23 protein-coding genes and 1 pseudogene are annotated in these 23,273 nt (G+C 53.6%); 10 read left to right on the top strand and 14 right to left on the bottom strand.

The features are described from left to right. The first annotated feature begins 55 nt into the window (after positions 1-55). Entirely contained in the window at positions 56-1,294 is a 1,239-nt protein-coding gene (locus tag AC007G_RS06475) for an MFS transporter (RefSeq protein ID WP_142629863.1), read from the top strand. Positions 1,295-1,456: 162 nt separating this feature from the next. Here AC007G_RS06475 and AC007G_RS06470 read toward each other — a convergent pair whose 3' ends face one another. Both AC007G_RS06470 and yjdI read right to left on the bottom strand, forming a co-directional pair. Beyond that, positions 1,457-1,729 carry a GNAT family N-acetyltransferase gene (locus AC007G_RS06470; RefSeq protein ID WP_004867312.1) on the bottom strand — a complete coding sequence of 91 codons (273 nt, stop codon included), beginning with the start codon at positions 1,727-1,729 and terminating at the stop codon, positions 1,457-1,459. An 11-nt stretch (positions 1,730-1,740) separates the two neighbouring features. Continuing rightward, positions 1,741-1,971, bottom strand: coding sequence for a 4Fe-4S mono-cluster protein YjdI (yjdI, locus tag AC007G_RS06465; RefSeq protein ID WP_015585797.1), 231 nt, complete (start codon positions 1,969-1,971; stop codon positions 1,741-1,743). A 310-nt stretch (positions 1,972-2,281) separates the two neighbouring features. Between yjdI and AC007G_RS06460 the strand changes: the two genes are divergently transcribed. From AC007G_RS06460 to AC007G_RS06445, 4 genes are read left to right on the top strand one after another with little or no spacing between them, the layout of a single operon-like run. Further along, entirely contained in the window at positions 2,282-2,512 is a 231-nt protein-coding gene (locus tag AC007G_RS06460) for a YtcA family lipoprotein (RefSeq protein ID WP_369974010.1), read from the top strand. 6 nt (positions 2,513-2,518) lie between these two features. Further along, entirely contained in the window at positions 2,519-3,547 is a 1,029-nt protein-coding gene (gene mdtN, locus AC007G_RS06455; RefSeq protein WP_142629865.1) for a multidrug transporter subunit MdtN, read from the top strand. Positions 3,548-3,556: 9 nt separating this feature from the next. Further along, positions 3,557-5,494, top strand: coding sequence for an FUSC family protein (locus tag AC007G_RS06450; RefSeq protein ID WP_085396868.1), 1,938 nt, complete (start codon positions 3,557-3,559; stop codon positions 5,492-5,494). A gap of 5 nt (positions 5,495-5,499) precedes the next feature. Continuing rightward, positions 5,500-6,972 (top strand): MdtP family multidrug efflux transporter outer membrane subunit, encoded by a 1,473-nt coding sequence (locus tag AC007G_RS06445; protein ID WP_185935620.1) that lies wholly within the window; start codon positions 5,500-5,502, stop codon positions 6,970-6,972. 28 nt (positions 6,973-7,000) lie between these two features. Here AC007G_RS06445 and AC007G_RS06440 read toward each other — a convergent pair whose 3' ends face one another. Beyond that, positions 7,001-9,730 (bottom strand): winged helix-turn-helix domain-containing protein, encoded by a 2,730-nt coding sequence (locus AC007G_RS06440; protein ID WP_047663458.1) that lies wholly within the window; start codon positions 9,728-9,730, stop codon positions 7,001-7,003. Positions 9,731-9,928: 198 nt separating this feature from the next. Between AC007G_RS06440 and AC007G_RS06435 the strand changes: the two genes are divergently transcribed. From AC007G_RS06435 to AC007G_RS06425, 3 genes are all read left to right on the top strand, one after another. Then, positions 9,929-10,708 carry an acetoin reductase gene (locus tag AC007G_RS06435; protein WP_032690828.1) on the top strand — a complete coding sequence of 260 codons (780 nt, stop codon included), beginning with the start codon at positions 9,929-9,931 and terminating at the stop codon, positions 10,706-10,708. A 201-nt stretch (positions 10,709-10,909) separates the two neighbouring features. Continuing rightward, entirely contained in the window at positions 10,910-11,548 is a 639-nt protein-coding gene (locus tag AC007G_RS06430) for a TetR/AcrR family transcriptional regulator (RefSeq protein ID WP_049266593.1), read from the top strand. Between the two features lie 27 nt (positions 11,549-11,575). Next, entirely contained in the window at positions 11,576-12,751 is a 1,176-nt protein-coding gene (locus tag AC007G_RS06425; RefSeq protein ID WP_479466571.1) for a TCR/Tet family MFS transporter, read from the top strand. Between the two features lie 76 nt (positions 12,752-12,827). On the opposite strand, the gene AC007G_RS06420 is transcribed toward AC007G_RS06425, so the two are convergent. From AC007G_RS06420 to AC007G_RS06410, 3 genes are all read right to left on the bottom strand, one after another. After that, positions 12,828-14,381, bottom strand: a complete 1,554-nt coding sequence (locus AC007G_RS06420) for a peptide MFS transporter (protein WP_032690824.1) — start codon at positions 14,379-14,381, stop codon at positions 12,828-12,830. A 570-nt stretch (positions 14,382-14,951) separates the two neighbouring features. Continuing rightward, positions 14,952-15,389 (bottom strand): HNH endonuclease, encoded by a 438-nt coding sequence (locus AC007G_RS06415; protein ID WP_223306633.1) that lies wholly within the window; start codon positions 15,387-15,389, stop codon positions 14,952-14,954. 181 nt (positions 15,390-15,570) lie between these two features. After that, positions 15,571-15,957, bottom strand: coding sequence for a VOC family protein (locus tag AC007G_RS06410; RefSeq protein WP_032698821.1), 387 nt, complete (start codon positions 15,955-15,957; stop codon positions 15,571-15,573). Between the two features lie 91 nt (positions 15,958-16,048). On the opposite strand from AC007G_RS06410, the pseudogene AC007G_RS06405 reads away from it, so the two are divergent. Both AC007G_RS06405 and AC007G_RS06400 read left to right on the top strand, forming a co-directional pair. Further along, positions 16,049-16,147: pseudogene (locus AC007G_RS06405) on the top strand (type VI secretion system tube protein Hcp); the annotation flags it as partial. Between the two features lie 525 nt (positions 16,148-16,672). Further along, the gene (locus AC007G_RS06400; protein WP_479466570.1) at positions 16,673-17,902 is read left to right on the top strand and encodes a tyrosine-type recombinase/integrase; all 1,230 of its coding nucleotides are present in this window, start codon (positions 16,673-16,675) and stop codon (positions 17,900-17,902) included. 7 nt (positions 17,903-17,909) lie between these two features. Here the strand turns inward: AC007G_RS06400 and AC007G_RS06395 are convergent, their stop codons facing one another. From AC007G_RS06395 to AC007G_RS06360, 8 genes are all read right to left on the bottom strand, one after another. Next, positions 17,910-19,721, bottom strand: a complete 1,812-nt coding sequence (locus AC007G_RS06395) for a hypothetical protein (RefSeq protein WP_479466569.1) — start codon at positions 19,719-19,721, stop codon at positions 17,910-17,912. Between the two features lie 68 nt (positions 19,722-19,789). Next, the gene (locus AC007G_RS06390; protein ID WP_479466568.1) at positions 19,790-19,987 is read right to left on the bottom strand and encodes a hypothetical protein; all 198 of its coding nucleotides are present in this window, start codon (positions 19,985-19,987) and stop codon (positions 19,790-19,792) included. A gap of 103 nt (positions 19,988-20,090) precedes the next feature. Further along, entirely contained in the window at positions 20,091-21,110 is a 1,020-nt protein-coding gene (locus tag AC007G_RS06385) for a major capsid protein (protein WP_479466567.1), read from the bottom strand. 44 nt (positions 21,111-21,154) lie between these two features. Beyond that, on the bottom strand, positions 21,155-21,538 hold the full coding sequence (locus AC007G_RS06380) for a hypothetical protein (protein ID WP_219677563.1): 384 nt from the start codon (positions 21,536-21,538) through the stop codon (positions 21,155-21,157). An 84-nt stretch (positions 21,539-21,622) separates the two neighbouring features. Further along, positions 21,623-21,826 carry a hypothetical protein gene (locus AC007G_RS06375; protein ID WP_479466566.1) on the bottom strand — a complete coding sequence of 68 codons (204 nt, stop codon included), beginning with the start codon at positions 21,824-21,826 and terminating at the stop codon, positions 21,623-21,625. Positions 21,827-22,264: 438 nt separating this feature from the next. Next, positions 22,265-22,546: a hypothetical protein gene (locus tag AC007G_RS06370; protein WP_479466565.1), complete on the bottom strand. Its 282-nt coding sequence runs from the start codon at positions 22,544-22,546 to the stop codon at positions 22,265-22,267. Positions 22,547-22,606: 60 nt separating this feature from the next. After that, complete coding sequence (locus tag AC007G_RS06365; RefSeq protein WP_479466564.1) at positions 22,607-22,882, bottom strand: hypothetical protein; 276 nt, start codon at positions 22,880-22,882, stop codon at positions 22,607-22,609. A gap of 26 nt (positions 22,883-22,908) precedes the next feature. Next, positions 22,909-23,265, bottom strand: coding sequence for a hypothetical protein (locus tag AC007G_RS06360; RefSeq protein ID WP_479466563.1), 357 nt, complete (start codon positions 23,263-23,265; stop codon positions 22,909-22,911). Positions 23,266-23,273 lie beyond the last annotated feature (8 nt).

Here is a 23,273-nt window from a genome sequence, read left to right as displayed (position 1 = left end):
ACCAGGCCGGTACGACGATGCTGGCCGGAATATTGGCTTTAAATGGGATAAGACTATGGGTTCACAGGTATCCGCAGCGGATGATTCACTGCTGCGGCACAGGGCGTTCGTCACCTTTTGGCTGGCGCGCACCTGTTCATCGTTCGGTTTTCAAATGTTTTCGGTGGCCGTAAGCTGGCAAATTTATGCCATCACCCATAGCGCGATGGCGCTCGGGATGATCGGTCTGATGCAATTCTTACCCTCGGTCCTGTTGGCTCTCCCTGCGGGACACCTCGCGGATCAGTTCGATCGGCGGCGGATTGTGCTGCTTGGCCAGTTCATTGAATGGGTAGCGTTACTCGGACTGGTCGCGCTGACGTTGCTGCATTGGGCGGACAAGATTGAGATTTGGGGACTGGTCTTTTTAATCTCGGTGGCAAAAGCGCTGGAGTGGCCGGCGATCACCTCGATGCTGCCAGCCCTGGTGCCGCCGCCGATCCTCGCGCGCGCGATGGCGGCCAGTTCCGTCGGAGGGCAGGCGGCGGTCATTATCGGCCCAACGCTTGGCGGTCTGCTGTACGTGGCGGGTCCGGAAGTCGTGTATGGCGTATCTGCGCTGTTCTATCTGTTCTCTATTGTGCTGGTTAGCCAGCTGCGCTACGAGCGGCCGCCGCAACCCCGTCTGCCGATGAATCTCACTAACCTGTTTGCCGGCGTGCATTTTATCCGCGAGCGAAAAGATGTGCTGGGCGTGATCTCGCTCGATCTGTTTGCCGTCCTCCTTGGCGGCGCGACGGCGCTGTTACCGATCTTCGCCCAGGATATTCTCCATACCGGCCCCTGGGGGCTGGGGATGCTGCGCGGCGCGCCCTCGGTCGGCGCGCTGTTGGTCGGCGTCTGGCTCAGTCGCCACAAGCTGGAAAAGAACGTGGGCCTGATCATGTTCGCCTCGGTGGCCGGCTTTGGCCTGGCGACGCTGGTGTTTGCGCTTTCTACTCAGCTGTGGCTTTCCCTGCTGGCGCTGGCCGCGCTGGGCGGGTTTGATATGGTGAGCATGGTGATTCGCGGCGCGCTGGTACAGCTGGATACGCCTGATGATATGCGCGGCCGGGTCAATGCGGTGAACGCCATCTTCATTAATACTTCAAACCAGCTTGGGGAGTTTGAATCTGGTTTGCTGGCAGCGTGGATGGGCGCCGTACCGGCCGCGGCGCTTGGCGGGATTGGCACACTGGTGGTAGTGGCTATATGGATGACCATTTTCCCCCACCTGCGCAAAAGGCAGAAGCTGGAAAATGAAGGGCCGGGCTGACGACAGAAATGCTCCCGGTCGCGACTTCAGACGTCAGGCGGCATGCCGAACCCCTGCTGGCGCAAGAATATTATTCGCCATCATCGCCAATAACAGGCCCCCCGGATGCAGGAGCCCTTCATCATCTAAAATTAAGCACCGGCTTAGACCGGTGCTTTTATTTCAGGCCCGGATATCATCGTACTCGCGGGTATTATCAAACTCATGTTTCGCGAACGGACATAGCGGGATAATTTTACGCTGTTCTCCGCGCATCTTTTCCACCACTTTCGCCACCAGCTGTTTGCCTACACCTTGTCCTTTCAGGCTCTCATCGACATCGGTATGTTCAATAATGCTGAGATGCTCGCCGGTGGGAACAAACACAATTTCCGCGACCTGATTCCCTGCCGCATCGTTGACGTAAAACTTGTTATGGCCTTCCAGTATTTCCATCATTTCCTCACTTATTTCTGGCGATACTTCAGGGCGCCGCTCGGGCAGGTGTCGATCACGCGCACGACGGTGGCAACATCCACTTCATCCGGGATGATCCACGGCTTACGCTTCAGGTTGAAGAGTTTTGCACTACCGCGAACGCAGTTCCCCGAGTGCTGGCAGATGTCCGTGTTGAAGTAGACATCAATCTTCTCGCCGGTGTATGCGCGGTAGCCCGCCTCCAGTAATTCCTTATCCATGACATTGCCTCAGTTATTTTTCTTGTTCAGCAGCTAAGCATAGCCCCGCCGCGGAACGCCAGCTATGGTGAGATCAAAAATCACCTTCATATATGTCATAAGATTTATCGCATTGATGCGAAATAAACGATTTTATATTCACTTTTCCTGCGGGAGCGGCGCTGACGTCCCCATAAAATAGACAGCCCGTCTCTTCCCTTTGCTTTTATTTCCCCGAAAGGGCGATTAAACTCACTCCACAATGGTACGAGCGCTCAGGAATTATCCTTTGAATTATCGAGTGAAGCTGGCACGTCCGGCGCTATTATTCATGTTCTTATTTCTCTCTGGTTGTTCATTATCACCAGCGATTCCGGTATTAGGCGCCGCATTTCCTGGCTGGTTTTTCTGTTTATTGGGCGGCGTGCTGTTACTCATTCCCTGTCATATCCTGATCGTCCGCAAAGGCTGGCAATCACGTTTTTCTCCGCTGGTATTCAGCTACCTGGCTCTGATGTTCCTGTTCGCCACGCTCCTGTGGTTCCTTTTCTTTGTTTACTAAGCCCCTATGACAAACTCCAGCCCAAGCGTATTACGGAAAAAGTGGCCTCTGCTGGCCCTCGTCCTCGCCGCGATCGTGGCGCTTATCCTGGTTATCTGGCAGCTTCAGACCTCGCCGGAAACTAACGACGCCTACGTCTACACCGATACCATCGACGTGGTGCCGGAAGTGAGCGGCCGGATCGTAGAGATGCCCATCCGCGACAACCAGCGGGTGAAAAAAGGCGATCTGCTGTTTCGTCTCGATCCGCGCCCTTATCAGGCGATGCTCGATGACGCCCGGGCCAGGCTGACCACGCTGGATGCGCAAATCATGCTGACCCGGCGCACAATTAAGGCGCAGGAGTACAACGCCCAGTCCGTCGCCGCCGCGGTAGAACGCGCGAAGGCGCTGGTAAAACAGACCACGTCGTCACGCACGCGTCTTGAACCGTTAGTCCCGCAGGGCTTTGCTTCACAAGAAGATCTCGACCAGGCGCGAACCGCCGAAAAAGCCGCCCGCGCGGAACTCGACGCCACTCTGCTGCAAGCGAAACAGGCTTCGGCCGCCGTTACCGGCGTTGATGCCATGGTTGCCCAGCGGGCGGGGATACTGGCGCAGATCGCGCTGGCGGAACTGCACCTGGAATTTACCGAAGTCCGGGCGCCTTTTAACGGCGTGGTGGTGGCGCTGAAAACCACCGTCGGCCAGTACGCCTCGGCGTTAAAACCGGTATTTACCTTAATGGATGACGACCGCTGGTATGTCATCGCCAACTTCCGCGAAACCGATCTTAAAAATGTCCGCCCCGGCGTAGCGGCCAGAGTCACTATCATGACCAATCATGATAAATCGTTCGCCGGCGTAGTCGATTCCGTCGGCTCCGGCGTGCTGCCTGAAGGCGGGAGCGTAATTGAAGGTCTGCCGATTATTCAGAAGAGCATCAACTGGGTTCATGTTTCGCAGCGTTTCCCGGTGAAGATCGCGGTGAAATATCCTGACCCTGAACTCTTCCGTATGGGCGCCTCTGCCAGCGCCGTTCTTCAGCCTCAGTAAGGAGGCGCTATGCAGAACGTCTGGTCATTTTTGCACCGGGAACTCCGCGACGCGCCGGGGCGAGCAAACTACACCCTGCGCCTGACCCTGAGTTGCGCGGTGCTGATCGTCCTGTTTATGACCCTGCAGATCCCTTTTTTAGCCGTGGCGCTGATCGTGGTGTTTTACGTCAGCCAGCCTAATGTGTTGATGATAAAGCTGGTGAGCGTGGTCTTTTTCCTCACCGTCAGCGTGGCGCTGGGCTGCGTGCTGCTGATCATCAAATGGACTTATGACTATCCGCTGATCCGCCTGGTCGCCTCGGTAACGCTGTTTTTCGGCGCCATCTATCTGATGCGGGTGCTGGGCAAGCTGGGGCTGGCCTTTTTCGTGGTCGCCCTGGTCGTTATTTACGCACAGACTTTCCCTTCGATGACCAGCCAAAGTGAGATTCTGGTACGTCTGCTGCTCTGGCTATGGGTGGTCATCAACCTCGCCATCGTGGTCACGCTGCTGGTCAACGCCGGTTTTCAGCAGGCTTTTCCCGGCTATCAGTTCAAAGCGAGGATGGTATTCTTGCTCCGCCAGGTGGCGGTGCTTCTCGCTCGTCCGGACGCCCGTTCTCCGCCGACGTTCAAAGAAATTGCCGAACAGTTCGCCCAGCTTCAGTCTCTGTATCAGCAGGCGACCCGCTCCAGCCCCGAGATAGCCGATAGCCCGCAGGCGTGGCAATCCCTGATGGCCGCCACGCTTCACTGCTATCATCTGGCCGCGCTGCTGCAGCCGGAAGCATCCCCTTCCGCCGGGCGTCTGCAGCTTGCCGCCGCGCTCTCGACGCTGGCGCAGAATCTGGACGTCAGCACGCTTCCGGCAACCCTGCCGGAGGCCAGCGCGCGGGATACGGCGAACGGCGTAATTTTGCAGGAGATGGTCACCACGCTGAGCCGGCTGGCGCGCGGCGAACCGGTGCCGCTGCCGGCGGGCGAAGAGGAAAAAGCCCCCCTGCTGCTGCCTGACGCCTGGTCGAACCCCGCGTATTTGCACTTCGCGCTCAAAACGCTGCTGGCAACGCTACTGTGCTACGTTTTTTATACCGCCGCCGACTGGCAGGGGATCCATACGATTATGCTCAGCTGTGTGATTGTCGCCCAGCCGGGGCTCGGCGCAACGCTGCAGAAAACCTGGCTGCGAACAGGCGGCGCTCTGCTCGCTACCCTGCTGGCGCTGTTAATGATCGTCTTTATTCAGCCGCATACCGAATCACTCGTCGGCCTGCTGGCGATGACTCTGCCGGTAATGGCGCTGTCGGCCTGGATAGCTGCAGGGTCTGAACGCATCGCCTATGCCGGGATTCAGATAGGCTTTACCTTCTCGCTGGCGTTTCTCAGTTGGTTTGGCCCGCTGACCAATTTGACCGAGCTGCGCGATCGCGTCATCGGTATTTTACTCGGCGTGCTGGTCTCTTCGATTGTCCATCTCTACCTGTGGCCGGATAGCGAAGCCCCGCAGCTCAAATCGCGGCTGGCCGATCTCTACCGGCGGATTGCGGATGACCTGCGCGCCAGTCGCGATGAGGTAAAATTAGTGCCGCTGTTTCACGCCCTGAACAGCGCCGAAACGCTGATGCATCGGGTGGCGGCTGAACCGCTGAATGCTTATGCTCACCCGCATCCCGAGGCAAAAACCTGGCCGGTGAAGGCCACCTGGACGCAGGCCCTCGAAATCGTACGCTTCAGCGAAGGGTACCGGCTGTACGCTGCCCCGGGAGATACCTTTCTGCGCCACTGCGCCGGGTCGCTCGAGGCCTATGCCGATGATATCGACCAGCAGCGGGCGCCCGTGCCGTTCGGCGAGCTTCGGCCCGCCCCCGGTAATCCTTTTGGCCCCCCGCTGGTCACCCTGCTGACGACATTACCGAGCTGGTCGTCCGCACCTTCACCGCTTTTGCGACAGGCAGATAAGTCATGACAAAAATGGACACCGCAGCCCGCTTCCTGCGCTACTCACCGCTCGCCTTCGTCCTGACGCTGGTCACCGGCTGCGCGTTAATTCAGGACGATCCGGACCAGGTCACTATCGTGAACCCGCAGCAGGCTGAACTCGCGCAGGTGATTCACCTGGCCAACAGCGGCTGGCCAGCAGCCAGATGGTGGGAGGGTTATCACGATGCCCAGCTTAATATGCTGGTCAACCGTGCGCTGCAAAACTCCCCGACCATGCAGGCCGCCCGGCTGCGGATCGCGCAATCGCAGTCCACCGTAGAACTGGCGCAGTCGGCAATGGGTGTCCAGGCCACCGCCGTGGCGGCCCAGAACCGGCTGCGGGTTACCAACAAGCAGTTCACCTGGCCCTACTCTTACTCGCTGCCGGTCGATAAAAACGGTCCGTGGTACACCCTGAACACCGTCGGCGTCGGTGCCACGCTGAATATTGATTTATGGGGTGCCGATCGCGCCCGCGTTGCCGCCGCCATTGGCGAGAAAAATGCGCGTCAGGCGGAAACGGCGGGAATCGAGCTGGATCTCGCCAGCAGCGTGGCGCAGCTGTACTTTGCCATGCAGGCCACCTTCCAGAAGATGACGTTGTTGAATCAGCTGGAAGAGATTGCCCGTCTCTCTGTGCAGGCCCATGAGCACCGTACCCAGCGCGGCGTTGAGGATAGCGTGGATATCGCCAATGCCCAGGCCGAGCTGCTGGCGGCGCAGCAGCAGGTCATTACGGCAAACGGGACGCTGACGCAGTACCGGGAAACATTGCGGGCGCTGATCGGCGCCGATGCGCACAGCATGCCGGAGATCCACCCGGTCCCCCTGCCGACGCTACAGGAAACGCTGCCCGACTCGCTCTCCTTTGAACTGCTGGCCCGCCGCCCGGATCTCCAGGCGCTGCGCGGCTATGTCACGGCGTCATTAAGCCAGGTCGATGCGGCGAAGGCGGCGTTTTACCCGCACTTTGATATCAAGGCCTTCTGGGGATACAACGCCCTGAGCGTCGGGGATCTGTTTAAATCGTCCTTCCAGCAGATCAACCTGCTGCCGGGGCTGTATCTGCCGATCTTCGACGGCGGCCGGCTGAATGCCAATCTGCAATCGGTCCGTACCGCCAGCAATATTCTGATCAAACAGTACAACCAGGCGGTACTGGATGCCGTGCGCGATGTGGCGATCGGCTCCAGCGAGCTGAACGATCTTAATCAGCAGGTGGTGCTGCAGAAGCTGAAGGTGACGGCCGCCATGGCCACTTCCCGCAGCGCCAGCGCCCACTATCAGCGGGGGCTGGTCAGCTACTATGCGGCTCAGGAAGCGCGTCGGCCCGTCATCGCCCAGCAATTGCTCCTGCTGGATATCGAGGCGCAGCGGCTGAGCAGCGACATTACGCTGATTAAGGCATTAGGCGGAGACTACCGCGGCCCGGCGCTGGAGAATCTGGGGAAAGAGACGCGCTGAGGCGCCCCTTGCGTACCGGCGAGCGGGGTCAGCTGAATAACTGCCACTCGCGCGCCTGGTTCACCGCCTGAATCCGGCCATTGACCTGCAGCTTTTCGTACAGCTGCTTGAGATGCCACTTCACGGTTTCGGCCGTAATTCCCAGGGCCCGCGCGATCTCTTTGTTGGAGTAGCCTTCGGCGATCAGCCCCAGCGTCTGCTGCTCCCGCTCGGTGAGGCGAAGCTGCGCGGGCGCCCGACGGCTGATGGTCGGCAAGATCCCGGCAGCGCTGAATCTGGCGAGATGCTGCGCCAGCGCGTCGCTGAAGACCTCGTCGTGCCCCCCGCGTTGCTGGATAGCCGCCAGTAATGAGGCCATCTCTTCTCCACCATCAAACAGGCTGCGCCACAGTTTCTGCTGAAAAGCGCGACGCAGCGTCGGGATCGCCAGCGTTATCGCCCTCTCCCGTTCCCCGGCGCGCCACAGGGCGACGGCCTGAATAAGCCGCAGGCGTACGGCAAACAGCCACTCGCCGCCGCGCTCCTGCTCAGCGGCCAGCGTATCGAGCTGCCGCGCCGCCGCCAGCGGTTGTCCGCCGGCCATCAGCACCCGGCTCTGACTGAGGGTTAAACAGGCGCTGACCACATCATTTTTCTCCGCGCCGAGGGTCAGCCCCTGAAGGCGAAGAAGCAAACTGTCGGCCGCCGTGCGATCGCCTGCGTGGAGCGCATTGGCAATACGCTCAGCCAGCAGCGGCGCCTGCGCCCGCAGCCATCCACGCTGAACCGCCAGGCCTTCGGCATGCAGCAGCAGCGATGTCATCTCATCCGTCTGACCATGACGTTGCGCCAGCCTCGCCAGCACGATATAGCAGCGGCTAAACCCATCCGGCGGGCAAAAGTCATCGATCATCTCAAGACGTAGCGTCAGCAGAGTGGGGATGCGCTGCACTTCCCCCTGCTCCCAGGCGATTTCGGCCAGAATCGGCGCCAGGGTGGCGCCGCTGCTGGAGTGAGGGCCGGTCTGCTGTTCAGCATACTGGAGCGCCCGCCCAGCCTGCCGCTGCGCTTCGGCCAGATTGCCCTGACGCAGGTATCCCTGGGCCATCACAAACGCCCGGTAGACCTCCACGAACAGGTTGCGGTTCGCCACCCGCACACCCGACACCCGCTGCTGGACATCCAGCGCCTGTTGCGGCCGGGCGTTCGCCAGATGGCAGTAGCTGAGAATATTGCACACCAGGCCATCCACCCAGATATCGCCGCAGGGCACCTCGTGCAGCAGCGGTTCCACGATAGCAATACTCTGGGCAATATTATCGGCGAAAGCTTCGCAGATCGCCCGAACGACGCGGAGCTTCACCCACGAACTGTGGGCCATCGCGCTGCGGTTGGCGACCGCCAGCGACTCAATGGCGTCCAGCAGCTGGCGGGCATCGTGGAAACGAAAGCGGTGCGCGAGCGCCCAGGCGAGGTTCGTTTGCAGCTCGATGCGGGAAGGGTCCAGATTTGCCGGCAGATAGCGGATCCAGCGCACCATCGTCTCGATATCGCCCTCTTCCGCCAGCGACTGCACGCCGGCCTCCGCATGCCCGGCTCCCGTTTTCCCGGCTTCCAGCGCATGGCGAATCGCCTCTGCCCACAGCTGCTGGCCGGCAAACCAGTTACTGGCCTGTTCATGCAGCACGCGGATATCCACTTCCGCACTGTGCTGCAGACGATACAGCAGCGCTTCGCGCATCAGCGGGTGGTAGCGGAACCAGAACCCGTCGGCATCGAGGGCCGAGAGAAACAGATTGTGCCGGGCTATCCATTCCAGCATGGCTTCCCCGTTGCGTTTCCCGGTCACAGCATCGCACAGCGATGGATGCAGGCGGTTGAGTATTGAGGTTTGCAGAAGAAAGTCCAACACCCCGGCGGGCAATGGCGCAAAGATCACCTCTTCCAGATAGCGAAAGAGGGCGCGGGAGGTGGTATTCAGCTTGCCGTCGCTCGGGCAACAATGGGCGCTGCCGCTTGCTAAAGCCGCCATTTTCATACCGGCAACCCACCCTTCCGTGCGGGCAATCAAGCGCGGAATCTCCTGCGGGTCCGGTGCCGGGGAGATCGACGTTGCAAAATAGGTTCTGGCCTCCTCAGCATTAAACCGCAGCGCATGGTCATCGATCTCCACCAGCCGATCCTCCATGTGCAGGCGACTCAGCGCCAGGTGCGGCTGGCTGCGGCTGGCAATAATCAGATGCAGAGACGGCGGCGCATGGTTCAGCAGCCAGTTCAGACCATCATCAATCTCCGGGTGAGCAATATTCTGGTAATCATCGAGGATCAGAGACAGCGAAATCGGATAACGGTGCAGCTGGTTGACGAGCCCGGCGAGAAACAGCCGGAAGTCGTCTCCGGGGGCGCTTTCCGGCAGAGTATTCGCCGCTTGCCAGAGCGGTCGCAGCGCCGCCTGCAGATAGCGCATAAACAGCAAGGGCGTGCTGTCATCTTCGTCAATGCTCAGCCAGGCCAGCGTATCGCCCTGCTGCTGCCGATGCTGATACCACTGGGCCAGCAGCGTGGTTTTGCCGAACCCGGCGGGGGCGCATACCAGCGTCAGCGTGCTGGTGAGCGCGGCGTCCAGCCGCTGCAGCAGACGATCGCGCGGCTGCAATACCCCCGGTGAGCGCGGCGGCGTAAAGCGAGTCGCGATAAGCGGCAAGGTGCGCGCAAGGCGGAACGGTTCTTGATGAACAAACCCGCTCAATGCGTCATCCCTCGGGGGTAATAATTCCATAGCGCCATAACCTCCTCATCCCGTGCATACGCCATTATCCCCCCCCAACCGGGGGGTAGGCCACGTTTATCCATACCTATAAAGTAGTTTTATCCTTTGCCGCCGATGGGCAGTACGCCAGGCCTGCGCCTGCGTGCAGCGAACCTTTTCTCCATCAGGCATCCATCGTTTCTTAATCAGTACAAGGTATGTACAGAAATGGCTATCGAAAATAAAGTTGCATTAGTCACCGGCGCCGGTCAGGGCATTGGCCGCGGTATTGCTTTACGTCTGGCCAAAGAGGGTGCGTCGTTGATGCTTGTCGACGTGAACCCGGAAGGGATTGCGGCGGTCGCCGCCGAAGTTGAAGCGCTGGGCCGTAAGGCCGCCACCTTCGTGGCGAATATTGCTGAACGTGACCAGGTGTATGCCGCCATTGATCGGGCGGAAAAAGAGCTGGGCGGCTTTGATATCATCGTGAACAACGCGGGGATTGCCCAGGTGCAGGCGCTCGCCGACGTGACCCCTGAAGAGGTCGATCGCATCATGCGTATCAACGTTCAGGGGACGCTATGGGGCATTCAGGCCGCGGCGAAAAAATTCATCGACCGTAAGCAAAACGGCAAAATCATTAACGCCTGCTCCATTGCCGGACACGACGGTTTTGCTCTGCTGGGGATCTATTCCGCCACTAAATTTGCCGTTCGCGCCCTGACCCAGGCGGCGGCGAAAGAGTATGCCAGCCGCGGGATCACCGTGAACGCCTACTGCCCGGGGATTGTGGGGACCGGCATGTGGACCGAAATCGATAAGCGTTTTGCCGAAATTACCGGTGCGCCGGTCGGTGAGACCTATAAAAAATATGTGGAAGGGATTGCGCTCGGCCGTGCGGAAACGCCGGACGATGTGGCGAGCCTGGTCTCCTATCTGGCCGGCCCGGATTCCGACTATATTACCGGTCAGTCGATCCTGATCGATGGCGGGATTGTTTACCGTTAATCCTCGACCCGGGTTGTCATTTGTGCCAGCCCGGTCAACCGCCCACTCCGTTTTGTCTCCTCTCTTCTCTTAGCATTCGTAACCGTACTCGCCCTGTGTCAACGCAGCAGCAAAAGTGCTGGATTTAATTTTATACCGATCATAAACTTTTACCAGGTAAAAATTAAATCGCCAGCAGAGACCTGTTGAGGGAGCGCATCAATGAGTACCCGGCAAAAAGCGGAAGGATTGCGTGAGCAAAAAAAGCGCCTTACGCGCCAGCAGCTTTCCAATACCGCCACCGAACTGTTTATCAAGCAGGGCTTTGATAACGTCACCGTAAGCGATATTGCCGCCGCGGCGAAGGTATCGAAAATGACCGTATTTAACTACTTCCCACGCAAGGAAGAGCTCTACTTCGATCGCATCGACGAAATCCACCAGTTACTACAGGACGCCCTGGAACGTCACCGTACGCTGGCGCCGGTGGCGGTGTTCAGGGCCCTGACCCGGGAACTGATTGAGCAGGAGCATCCGCTTATCAGGATCGATCGGCGGGTTGCCGACTTCTGGCAAGGAGTGGCCGCAAGCCCGGCACTGCGGGTATATGCCCTGGAACAGTTTGCCGAACTGACGCAGGCGCTCAGTAACATGCTCGCTGCGCGCCTCTCTGCGCCTGAGCACAATCCCGTTGCCGCTCTGATTGCCAGCATCATCCTGAATAGCTGGCGTATCGCTTTTAGCGACGCACTGCGCCAGCCCGAACATCTTGCCCCCGCCGTTCGCCAGCGCTTTCTGACACTGCTGGAAAACGGATTTCGCGCCGCTGAAGCGGCGGCCCAGGATACGCCCTATGCCTGAGCCACGCGGCAAATACTGAACGCCATTATGAACAGAACCCTTAGCGTTATTTTTATGACCATCTGGCTCGATGCTGTGGGCATCGGGCTGATTTTTCCGATTCTGCCACAGTTGCTCAAAGAGGTGATGCATACCGCGGATATCGCCCATTACATGGGTATCCTGGCGGCGCTGTATGCCCTGATGCAGTTTATCTTCGCCCCGCTGCTTGGCGCGCTAAGCGATAATTTTGGCCGACGGCCGGTGCTGCTGGTCTCCCTGGCCGGAGCGGTGGTTAACTACCTGATAATGGCCTTTGCCAGCCATCTGTGGCTACTGTTGCTCGGGCGGGCCATCGCCGGACTGACCAGCGCGAATATCGCGGTGGCGATGGCATGGCTGACGGACATTACGCCCGCCGGGAAACGCGCCAGCCGTTTTGGGCTATTTAACGCCACGTTTGGCGCAGGCTTTATTATCGGCCCGGTGCTCGGTGGCGTACTGGGAGATTACGGTGTCCGGCTGCCCTTTTTCGTCGCCGCGGTGCTGAACGGCGCGAACGTTCTGCTGGCCCTCTTCGCCTTACAAGAGTCGCGCCAGCCGGCCAGGCAGAAAATGGCGCTTGCCGGGCTTAATCCCCTGCGCCCCATGCGCTGGCTCTTCTCCGTCAAAGGACTGCTGACTATCGCGCTGGTGTTCTTTTTCCTCAGCGCCACCGGCGAGGTCTATGGCATCTGCTGGGCGCTGTGGGGCCAGGATATGTTTCACTGGAACGGTTTATGGATCGGCCTGTCGCTCGCGGCCTTCGGGGTGTGTCAGACCCTGGCGCAGGCATTTTTACCTGGCCCGGCAACCCGTCTGCTGGGAGAGCGCGGGGCGATACTGGGCGGGATAGCCTGCTCCAGCACGGCATTAATAGTCCTGTCGCTGGCCCAGCAGAGCTGGATAGTTTTCGCGGTGATGCCGCTGATTGCCCTCGGCGGTATCGGTACGCCGGCCCTGCAGGCGCTGGCCACCCGCCAGGTACAGGCCGACAACCAGGGGCAGCTTCAGGGGGTGCTGGCGTCAACCGTCAGCCTGGCCTCGATTGTCGCCCCGCTGGTGTTCTCAAGCTTATATTTTGGCTCTCGTGCCTGGTGGCCCGGGGCTATCTGGTTATCGGTAGTGGTTCTCTACGTCTTCGCGGTACCGTTGATCTACCGCTGTACCCGCGCGCCGTCCTGACTGGCCTGGCAACCTCAGACGAAAAAAAAGCTGGCGCATTACGCGCCAGCTTACCGAGTGCCCGTTTCCGTTGCCGTCAGGCGTGGGTAACCGGTTTTTGTGCGGTTTTGTTCTGAGTGTTTTCCAGCATCCGGCGCACCGGTACGATCAGCACGCAGAGTACGGCGGCACAGATCAGCAGCGCAATCGAACAACGCGCGAAGAGATCCGGCAGCATATCCAGCTGGTCAGCTTTTACATGACCGCCGATCAGGCCGGCCGCCAGGTTACCCAGCGCACTGGCGCAGAACCACAGCCCCATCATCTGGCCGCGCATTCTTTCCGGCGCCAGCAGCGTCATGGTTGCCAGGCCAATCGGGCTCAGGCACAGCTCGCCCAGGGTCAGCATCAAAATACTGCCTACCAGCCAGAACGGTGATACGCCGGCCCCGCCGTTGTTCAGCACATTCTGTGCCGCCAGCATCATCAGGCCAAAGCCCGCTGCGGCGCAGAGAATGCCGATGACGAATTTGCTGATGCTGCTCGGACGGACGCCATTACGCGCCATGGCCGGCCATGCCCAGCTAAAGACCGGCGCCAGCAGAATAATAAACAGCGCGTTGATTGACTGGAACCACACCGCCGGGATCTCAAAGCTGCCGATCATACGGTTGGTATAATCATTGGCGAACAGGTTGAAGGAGGTCGGCTTCTGCTCAAATGCCGACCAGAAGAAGGCAGCGGAAACCAGCAGAATAAAGCACACCAGCAGACGGGCACGCTCTTTGCGGCTCAGTCCGGCGAAGGCAAACAGATAGATGAAATAGAGAACGACCGAAGCGGCAATCACGTATACCAGCATGCTGGCAACGGCAACAGGGTTAACCACAATCACCCCCTGCGCAATCAGCGTGATAATCACTGCGGCACCCACCGCCAGCGCCAGTAGCCAGGCGCCCACGCCGTTCTTCTTCGCCACCGGGCTGTTCCAGGTTGAATCGAGGCCCACTTCGCTGTCGTAGCGCTTCATCGCCGGTACCGCGAAGACCCGGAAGATCACCAGCGCCACCAGCATCCCGATGCCACCGATGCCAAAGCCCCAGTGCCAGCCGTGCGATTTAATCAACCAGCCGGAAATCAGCGGCGCGATGAACGACCCCATGTTGATGCCCATGTAGAACAGCGAGAATCCACCGTCACGACGCGCATCGCCTTTCTTGTACAGCGTGCCGACCATAACCGAGATGCAGGTTTTGAACAGACCCGATCCCAGCACGATAAACATCAGCCCGATAAAGAACAGGTTGTCACCCAACACCGCTGACAGGGCAATCGACAGATGGCCCAACGCGATGAGAATCGATCCGTACCAGACCGCCTTTTGCTGGCCCAGCCAGTTATCCGCCAGCCAGCCGCCCGGTAACGCCGCGAGGTACATACTGCCGGCGAAGATACCGACAATCGCCGAGGCATTTTCACGCGCCAGCCCCATGCCGCCGTCGTAAACGGTGGCGGCCATAAACAGTATCAATAAGGGGCGAATACCGTAAAACGAGAATCGCTCCCACATTTCGGTAAAGAACAACGAACCTAGCGGATAAGGATGACCAAAGAAGGTCCGGCTTTCATTTTTATTCACAGAGGAATGCATAACTTCTCCAGATAAGATGCACCGCAGTGCAGAGAGACCGCGGAAAGCGTGTTAGCCATGTTTACACTGGCCAATCATTTACATGAGGCATGATATTTTTTAACTATTTGATAACCAGCTTCTGGTTTTGTCTAGCCCCTCAACCCCATCTTTTAGATGAAAAGTCGACAAACGTCTACTTTTATAGATTTAAACTTGGCTGACAACAAAATGTGATTGACATCTCAAATGATAACAATGAATACAATTATATGTTTATAAACAACATGTTAGACAAACAGATATTCATGCTCATGGCGGATACGCATTGCAGATAAAACGCGATAAAAAGTAGGGTAAATACGAGGTTGGTCTTAACGACAGGAGAAAGTAGCGATAAGTCACGCTCTTGATTATTTAGTCACAGAGTGAGCTCGCACAGGCAACCGATGGCGGGCTGGACAGACGCCAGTATGACGCTGCCGCAGTATCAAACCTTACGCTTTGCACATATGTTCAGGGGGGAGCCAACGATTTCGCAGAGCCTCTGACCCCGAACGGGGCGCTGAAAAAGAGCAGCAAAGTCCGCGGCTAACGCCATTTAATTTCGTCGCGGTTGCCTTTTGCAAGATTACAGTCGTGGCATAGCAGCTGGAGGTTATCCAGGCGTAGCGCCAGATGCGGGTATTTACTGCGGGGCCGAATATGATCGACATGGATGACCACCCCATGTTTTGCCGCTGAACGCCCGCAGGCGCTGCAGGCACCGCCATATTTTTTGAGCGCCTGATAGCGAAGCGCGCGCCACTCTCTGGACTGGTAGAACGCAGCAGAGGCACTCACGTCTTTTTCCTCTGCCGTGGCCTGTTGCCGCCGGTTGATCGACTGAAACAACCCCTCGTCATCTTCATCTTTCGTTGCGCGATTGACGCGACGGTACAGCGGACCTTCGCCTTCCTTGCGCCCCCAGGCATCGCGATCTGGTTTGGCGCTTATGGGTTCCGTTTTGTACAGAGTCCTGGCCAACATTTTCACGCCTTTATACAAAAGCCATATGACACAGGCGATGGCTATAAACGACCCCATTTCTCAATCTCTTCAATAACCTGACGCGGTACAGAATAGCAAATATCCGCACTCAGCGCATGGAGTACTGCCCGCCCTCGTCTGCGGACAGGGCCCGCCGTTCTGTCACGCAAGAGCCCCCAAGCTATGGCCAGTCCCGGTTCTGCAGCACCACCCGATAGCCGTCATTATCGACAAATGTTTTGCCGTTGGTATCCCAGTAGGGATTAAACGAACTCATCGCACGAAAACCCGCCTCCGTCATTCTGGCGCACGCCCGCTGCCAGTCTGCTTTATCGGGGTAATACAGCACGAGCAGGTCTTCATCGGTCGGTGCAGGTTGTCGCGGATGATCGTGGCAGTGGGTAAACTCAATATGCCAGGCCAGCTCCGGACGGCCCACCATGATCCCGCTAAAGCCGGCATGGTCGGTAAAATCAGCAATCCGTTGGAGCTCTAATCCCTGGCTGTACATGGCGCAAGCGCGCGCCAGGTCGGTGACGGGTCTGGCAATACGCATATGGCTGAACATGATAACGGGCCTCCCGCTGGTTAAAATAGGTTTCCGGAATGGACAACGCCGCCCCTACTGTACCCGGGTTTCAGATTGCTATTTGTCGAGAAAAGCCGTTGCCACTGGTCAAACGCTAAAGCGTGCTGAGTTCAAATGGTACAAGATCAACGACGCAGGCCAGGAAGCTGAATACTTCAACATGCTGTTATTTAGTCCCTTCAGAAGTTACCCAAGACGCTTTCCTGAAAGGTGTTGGAGATAAGTACCACTCCTTTTTATCAACAGCTGACGGGAGCGCAAAGGTAGACATAAGTGACGGAGCTATTCACCTGTTTACATGGCTCATAAGGCTACATATCGGGCTTAAATGCGGGTGATCAGTCTGTCGATGAAATGACCATGCCCGGCCAGGCTTTTTCGTTCACGTGTTGCTATCGCGGTGTGACTCTGGAACTGCCGCCGACGTTAAGTTAAACGTTCATCTAGCCGTTAACTTTCCGTGACAACTAACCGTGCATTTTTGAGGGGTGGAACGAGAGACTGACATGCTATAGGAGGTAAGAAACTTGTTTCAAAAACAGCGTCTTATTTAAGATGTGTGACCGCAAGAGAAATTCTGGAGCGGGCGAAGGGAATCGAACCCTCGTATAGAGCTTGGGAAGCTCTCGTTCACTCCATCTCGATATTGTACAGGCCGATGTACCTGATAGCGTGATATTAGAGGATCAATATCATGGCGATCAACAACAATCAGTACCTTTTTCAAAACCGTACAGGCCTTTGGGTGTTTCAAATCTTCGTACCTAAATACATGCGCCACGTCTTCGGACATAAACGCGCCTGGCGCAAATCCACAGGGACAAAGGATATTGTTAAGGCCCGGCAATTCAGAAACCACCTTTTGATTGAATTCAATAAATTGAAAGAACAGCTAAGGCCAGATACCGAAGAGAAACGCATCTCCGGGGCAATTGCAGCGCTTTATCAGGAGGTGAGCACTAATCAGCAGATTGAGGGCAGATTCAGCCAGCCTGTAGACAACAAAAACACTTCCCCTACTCTCTGCCTTATCCGTGATGAATACGCAGAGAGCTATAAGAACCGGCGATCATATTCTACATTGAGCAAATCAGCGCGGGCTGTAGAGATCTTTCTGGCAACCATCCAGGAAACTGACATCAAGATCGATATGATTGGGCGGCGCATGGTGACGCAGTTTATCCGGTCACAACAGGAACAGGTTGCAGGTCAGACGTTACAGAACTGGTTAACGTGTTTAGGGAGCCTCTATGAGTTTGCACTGAGAACCTATGACGCCATCCCTGAGGGAAACCCTTTCCATGGTCATAATCTGGAGGCTCGCAGAACTATTGAGAGCTACGAACCGTTCACCACCAAACAACTGGTAACGCTCGTAGAGAATGCTGAGGATGAATTACAAGGGGTGATCCTGATTGGGCTATACAGTGGAATGAGACTGGACGAAATAGCATCCCTCAAGCGGGACGATATTGTAGAGATAGACGGGATCAGAGTGTTCAGCGTAACAAAATCAAAGACGAAGGCTGGCATAAGGTGCGTTCCTATACATTCTAAAGTGCTTCCCATCGTTGACAGGTGGCTCTCCTTAAAATCTGGTGAGTATCTCCTGCCAACTCCTAACAGAATTCAACGTGCAGACGGTAAAAAGGGGCCGTATTACTCCCAAGCATTCACTAGACTGAGAGACAAGATGATCCCAGAAGCTACAAATCGTCAATGTTATCACAGCCTTAGGGGACATTTTATTACGTGTCTGGACAGGAACGGGGTAGAAGAAACGAGAATCGGCACTATCACAGGTCAGGTTGAGAAAAAGGCTAAAACAGAGGCATTCAGGACATATAGCGCTGGGCCATTAATGAGGGAATTAAAACAAATAATAGAGCTTGTATCATATCCAGAAATAGAAAAGGGGCTTTAAGCCCCTTTCATTCCCCTAAAATGCTTTGGTTAATCTGGAAGTTCTGATCATCAAAAGCCCACTCTATGCGCTTATCAGCGACAGCCTCGACCATCATCCCAAACTCTGGACTAGGATTCACTGTCAGGTTAAAATCCGCTTTTAAATCCGGGATAACAGGTTGATATTGCATGGCTGGCGTAGTAGGCATCATTTGATTATACCAACCACCACTTTGTACCTGATTAGCGTACGAAGAATCTGAACCAGGGCTGACAAGATTTTTAACTTTGCTTGCCATATCGAGGACGCCCGGTGGCAATAACGACTCCCCAACAAATGTTGCACCTTGCTGGAAAATATTCTGTTCCTCTGGTTTATCAGTTCCGAGAAGTTTATTTTTCCATTCTGTGATAATGGACAGTATATCAAGAAGATCTTTAAAACCTTTCACAGTCTGAGCGGTTCCCGTTCCTAAATCCTTCACCAGAGGCACCAATGAACCCATTTCAGAGGAGAGATTTCGAGTATTGATTCCTAGGTCTTCCAGTCCTTTGCTAAAAGATGCCGCAAACTGATCACCTAATGATTCCTTAGCTTGGTTAAATACTGCTGACATCTCAGTCAGATTATTAATAGATTTCTGTTGAGCATCGTTCAGTGCTAAATGGGAATCAACCAGCGTATCCATAGTTTTTATGAGGTTCTGACCACCAGAATCAACGCTATTCAGAACATATGAGGCGTCATTGATTCTTTCCCCCATATTGACAAATTCCTGCGTGGTGATTTTGCCTGCATCTTTGAGACTACGCATAAATACAGCAAACTCAACTGGCGTTTTTAGCGACTGCAACTGTTTGACAGCACCGCTGTTGGAGTAACCCATCCTCTGGCGCATGACGTTGACCAAATCCGAGAACTCACCACCGCCAGTAAAATTGCCGTTTTTATCAGTGCTACCAAAAGATAAATCCCCTTGGCGGTCCTTTAGGTCTTTACTGAGATCGGCGTACTTAGCCCTGGAGATGTCAAAACCTGTCCTTTTCAGAGATTCCTGTCTCAACGCCATATACTCAAGGTCGTTTCCACCAAAACTCTGGATCATCTTCCTTCCTTGGTTCCGTTCAATCGCTCCCTGTAGCGTTCCAGAGATGATTTGATAGGCCTGTTGGGCAGCGTAAGCGCCAGCTACTGGCCCAAGAATTTCACCGGGGATGAATGCGCTTGCCTGGCGACTCAGCCAGCCAGAGGAACCTCTTTTAGGGGGTTGTCCTGATTGTTTAGCCTGCTGGCGCTGATTCCTCGCCAGGGCCTTTTGCTGGCTCATATGGATAGCCATTTGGCTGTTTAAATCACGCAACGAAATTGCACCTGCCTGATACTGTTTAACCATATTCTGCGCGTGTCGTGCTGCCGCCAATCTTTCTATACCATTCAGCCCCTGGAGCCTACCGATGTCGAAAAGAGCCTTGCGTTGAGCCAGCATGGCGTTTTCATTTGTTTTAGCGGTTTTAGCCTGCTGCTGAAGCTGGATTTTAGCCGCTCTGCTCTGGGCTGCCGCCAGCTTTTTTTGCTCATTGGCCTTTGATTTAGCGTCTGCGGCTTGTTGTTTTGCAGCTTGTTTCTGCTGTTGTTGAACCTGTTTCTGCTGCTGCATTTGTGCAGTATACGCCTGTTTTTGAGCCTGCATCTTTGCCTTGGCTATCGTTCCCTCTGTTTTGCTGAAATCCTTTTGCAACTTCCTCATATCGTTTCTAACCTTTTTCAGACTATTTAAATCTGTTCGGTAAACTATTTTATTTACCAGAGTGCTGGCAGTTACTTTACTTCCACTCATGTTTATTTACTCCATAAAGTAAAAAGCCTCAACCCCGTAAAGGGCGAGGCTTTAGATTAATATCATCTTTATTTATTTAATGCTGTTACCAGACTTCTATATTCACCATCGGGGTATTGACGGCATACCCTTGCACTCAGTGTGTATTTGTTCAAGCAAACCTTATTCGCCAATTTTGTAATATTAAAAATGCGAAACATTTCACCGTCTGTAACTTCCAGAGAATACTTATTTCCCTGGGAATCTGTTAGTTCTATTTTTGCCATTTGTATAATCTCCAGAGAAATATTAATAGGATATGGGCTGGTATTTGATGTTGACCAACCCAATATTCAAAAAACAGCACGACTAATGCTGTTGTGAAGATCATTAGCTGGAGATTGAACCAAATACAATTGAATCTGGAATGTTAACCTGTGGCAGGAATGCACTTTCGGTATGGATAGCAGGCCAACCCATACGATCAACATCTGTCATATATTGATGCACGAGACCAGGCTCACGACCTAAACGACTATGACGAACACCAATCCCCGTATGGAGTTTAAATCCGCCGTCAACCATAGGCACAACAGCAAAACCATTTTCACCAATATAGTCAGTCAGTTCGGAATATCCGGTGACGTCGATAACGTTTACAGTGTCCAGTTTCCAGGAACTAAATGCTGGATTCTGAGAAACGATTTTAGTAGCAAAATTATCAGAATCATTAAGGCTCAAAGTGTACACCATATAATCTTTAATAGACTGGTGATATTTAAGAGCTTTAGCAGCATTGCCAGCAGCGAGAATAACCGTTCCCTTACGCTTTTTGGCGAGACCAGAACCTAACTTAACATTGATGATTCGGTTCACTTCGTCTAACTGCTCAAAGACATTAGCTGTATTGGCAACATTCATCACATAGGAAGTTTTAGCACTGCCTGCCAGGAAATCAATATTCCCCTGTCCTGCGTATTGGCTCTCAACTTTGAGACCAAAGAGGGCATCAATCAGATATTGTTCAACAGTGTTAGAAATCTGTGAATACTGACGTTGTGAATACTCAGCCAGAACCATTGCAATATTCTCTTCGTGGTCTGAACCTGGAGCACGTAGCAGTTCGATATCGCGACTTGAAACAGTATTCAGGCTGTTTGTGTAAACCATATCGTAAAGAATACTGGTATAATCAGAGCGCTGGGCGGAGTTCCAGTCCGAGGCGGAAAATGGCATTTTTTCAGGTGCTGTTTCATTTGACTCAACCAGGATTTTATCCAGAAGGATTGAGTTTTTAGTATGATTTTCTTCTTCGAACAATCCAAGATTGGTAATAATCAGGTTAGGTTCGTTGGAATATTCAAACGGTGATGCATATTCGAATGTATTGTTGCGAGTATCAAAAGGCATATTTTTAAATCCTCTTTGTTATAATAGTTATTGGGATTGATTAATCAGGTTGTGCGCAGCGCAACAGTGGCGTAATCAGCAAACGAATGATGCAGAGCCTGGAGTTGTTCAACAACGCTATTGACGTCAACACCATTGGTAATCAGACCTGATTTTTTTAGGATGGTGTGATACGGATTCGCAACAACAATTGCGGTAGAACCAGCTTTAGCAAATTCGACGACGACGTAATCAGCATCGGCAGCAGTGGTGATAATTGCCCCGGTTGAATCTACGACAGAACCAACAGGCAAATCAGCAGGAATAGCGGCATTCAGTTTAACCAGTTCGTCTTGTTTAACACCATCGCTCACGTAAGCTACAACGGTATCACGCACGTATCCACGGCGACCTGAAAAAGTTTCACCATATTTATCAAAAAAAGACATTGTTAGGTCTCCTATTTATTTATTAGTCTGCGGGTTAACTCCGCAGATGAACGAATGTTCACCGACGTTTAGTCGGCTACGTTATTATTTATTAGATGCAATCCGATCCAGATGTTTGAATACTGGATTGATTGTAGATTTATTTAAATCATCGTCCTGTTCTATTACAGGAACATTGGCGTGTTTGGCGAGTTTGATTAGCTCGTTAGCAGTTTCGACGTCATCAACCAACAGAGTAACGGGGATTTTCCCGTCAAACGTTTTGACGCCCTTTGTGATAGTTACCATTTATAAAATCCTTTTGTTTCTTTGCAAAGAATAAAAAGAAAGGCCACTATTTAGGTGGCCTTAAAACATAAGAAGAATAATTGATTAACTCGAATTGAACTTTTGGAGGAACAATTCTCGACGCGCACTATTTAAATGCACATTGAGAATTGCCCCATTATATATTGTGGTGGGTGAACTAGTCCCGGAACAATAATGGGGATTCCCAAGGAAAGTAGACATTAATGCCAAAAAAATGCCTATTTTGGTTCGACGATTTGCGCTCGCCCTTATCCATAGAACCATCAGGGTTAGCTAAAGAATCACTACAAACTTTAACTATTTATTTTAATCAGGAGATGAGGAAGAGAGCCATATTAAATAATGTTCCTCATATATCTATTATATATTAAAAACACATAACCTGTCAATATTTAGAGTCTCTATTTAGAGATATTTTTAATATTTTTTGATTTTATTTCTTTCTCTAAACCACTCTTGCATTGTCTGGCATTTAATATTATCCAGAGTTCCAGTTTTATATTCTCTGTATTCATTTACACTATAACCTAATGTGACTAGGCACTCAGCCATTTTTGCCAGATGGTCAGGTGAGATATCAGGATTTTCGTAAAGCAGGATGCTTAAAATGCTATCTGCGGAATGGGATTCCAGTTCCTCACCTGTTAAAACTCTAATGCTGTTTTCATCATATACCAATGAATCCTCCATTGTGTTCAAACATGCCTCTCAGAGCGCCTGTATCGCATTCTGAGAGACTTTATGATTTAAGTGATAAAGTTAAGGCGAGACTTGTTCAAAAACGTTATGAATAGTTCTGGTGATAACAATCAGTTCCATCAGGTTAATATACAAAGCTGCATCAGCTTCCAGTAACCACTCCAAAAAGTATTCAGGGTGTTCAGGCAATTTATTCATCGCCTCCAGCAACATTTGGTAGTTTGAGTAATATGCTGCTGGGTCAGCGTAGGTATCAGCCATCAAGCTGTGCGCCAGCGTGTAATGCTGTTCTACAAACTGTTCTACAATGTTTTTGTGTTGTTCAAAATCGATCATTTTACCTTCCTTTATTATTATTGTTTTTAGTCGGTGATGCCGTTATTCACAACATCAATAAAATCTACGTCGTATTTTTCGTTAGACAGTTGTTGGAAATACAGCCAGTGGTTGTAATGATGTTCGGAAATAAACCCCAGCGCCTCAAACTGGAGCGGCTCTCTAGAGAACCTGAATCCGGTATAGCGTTGGCGAGGCTTCCAGTTAACACCTGGTATAGAATCGATTATTGATTGTTCGTCTGGTGTTAGTGGTGAAGATTCTTCGTAAAGTTTGATTATTTGTAGAGGTTTTAATTTCTTGGGATTTTTTACTTTTTTCGTTTGATTGTTAAATCCGATTGAAATCGATTCCTCAAATACCACATTTCTTGCTAATGCCAATAAACCTC

The organism is Klebsiella sp. CSG-1 (assembly GCF_056521145.1).
The sequence above is the reverse complement of the archived record's forward strand: the minus strand, read 5'-3'. Positions and strand labels throughout refer to the sequence as shown.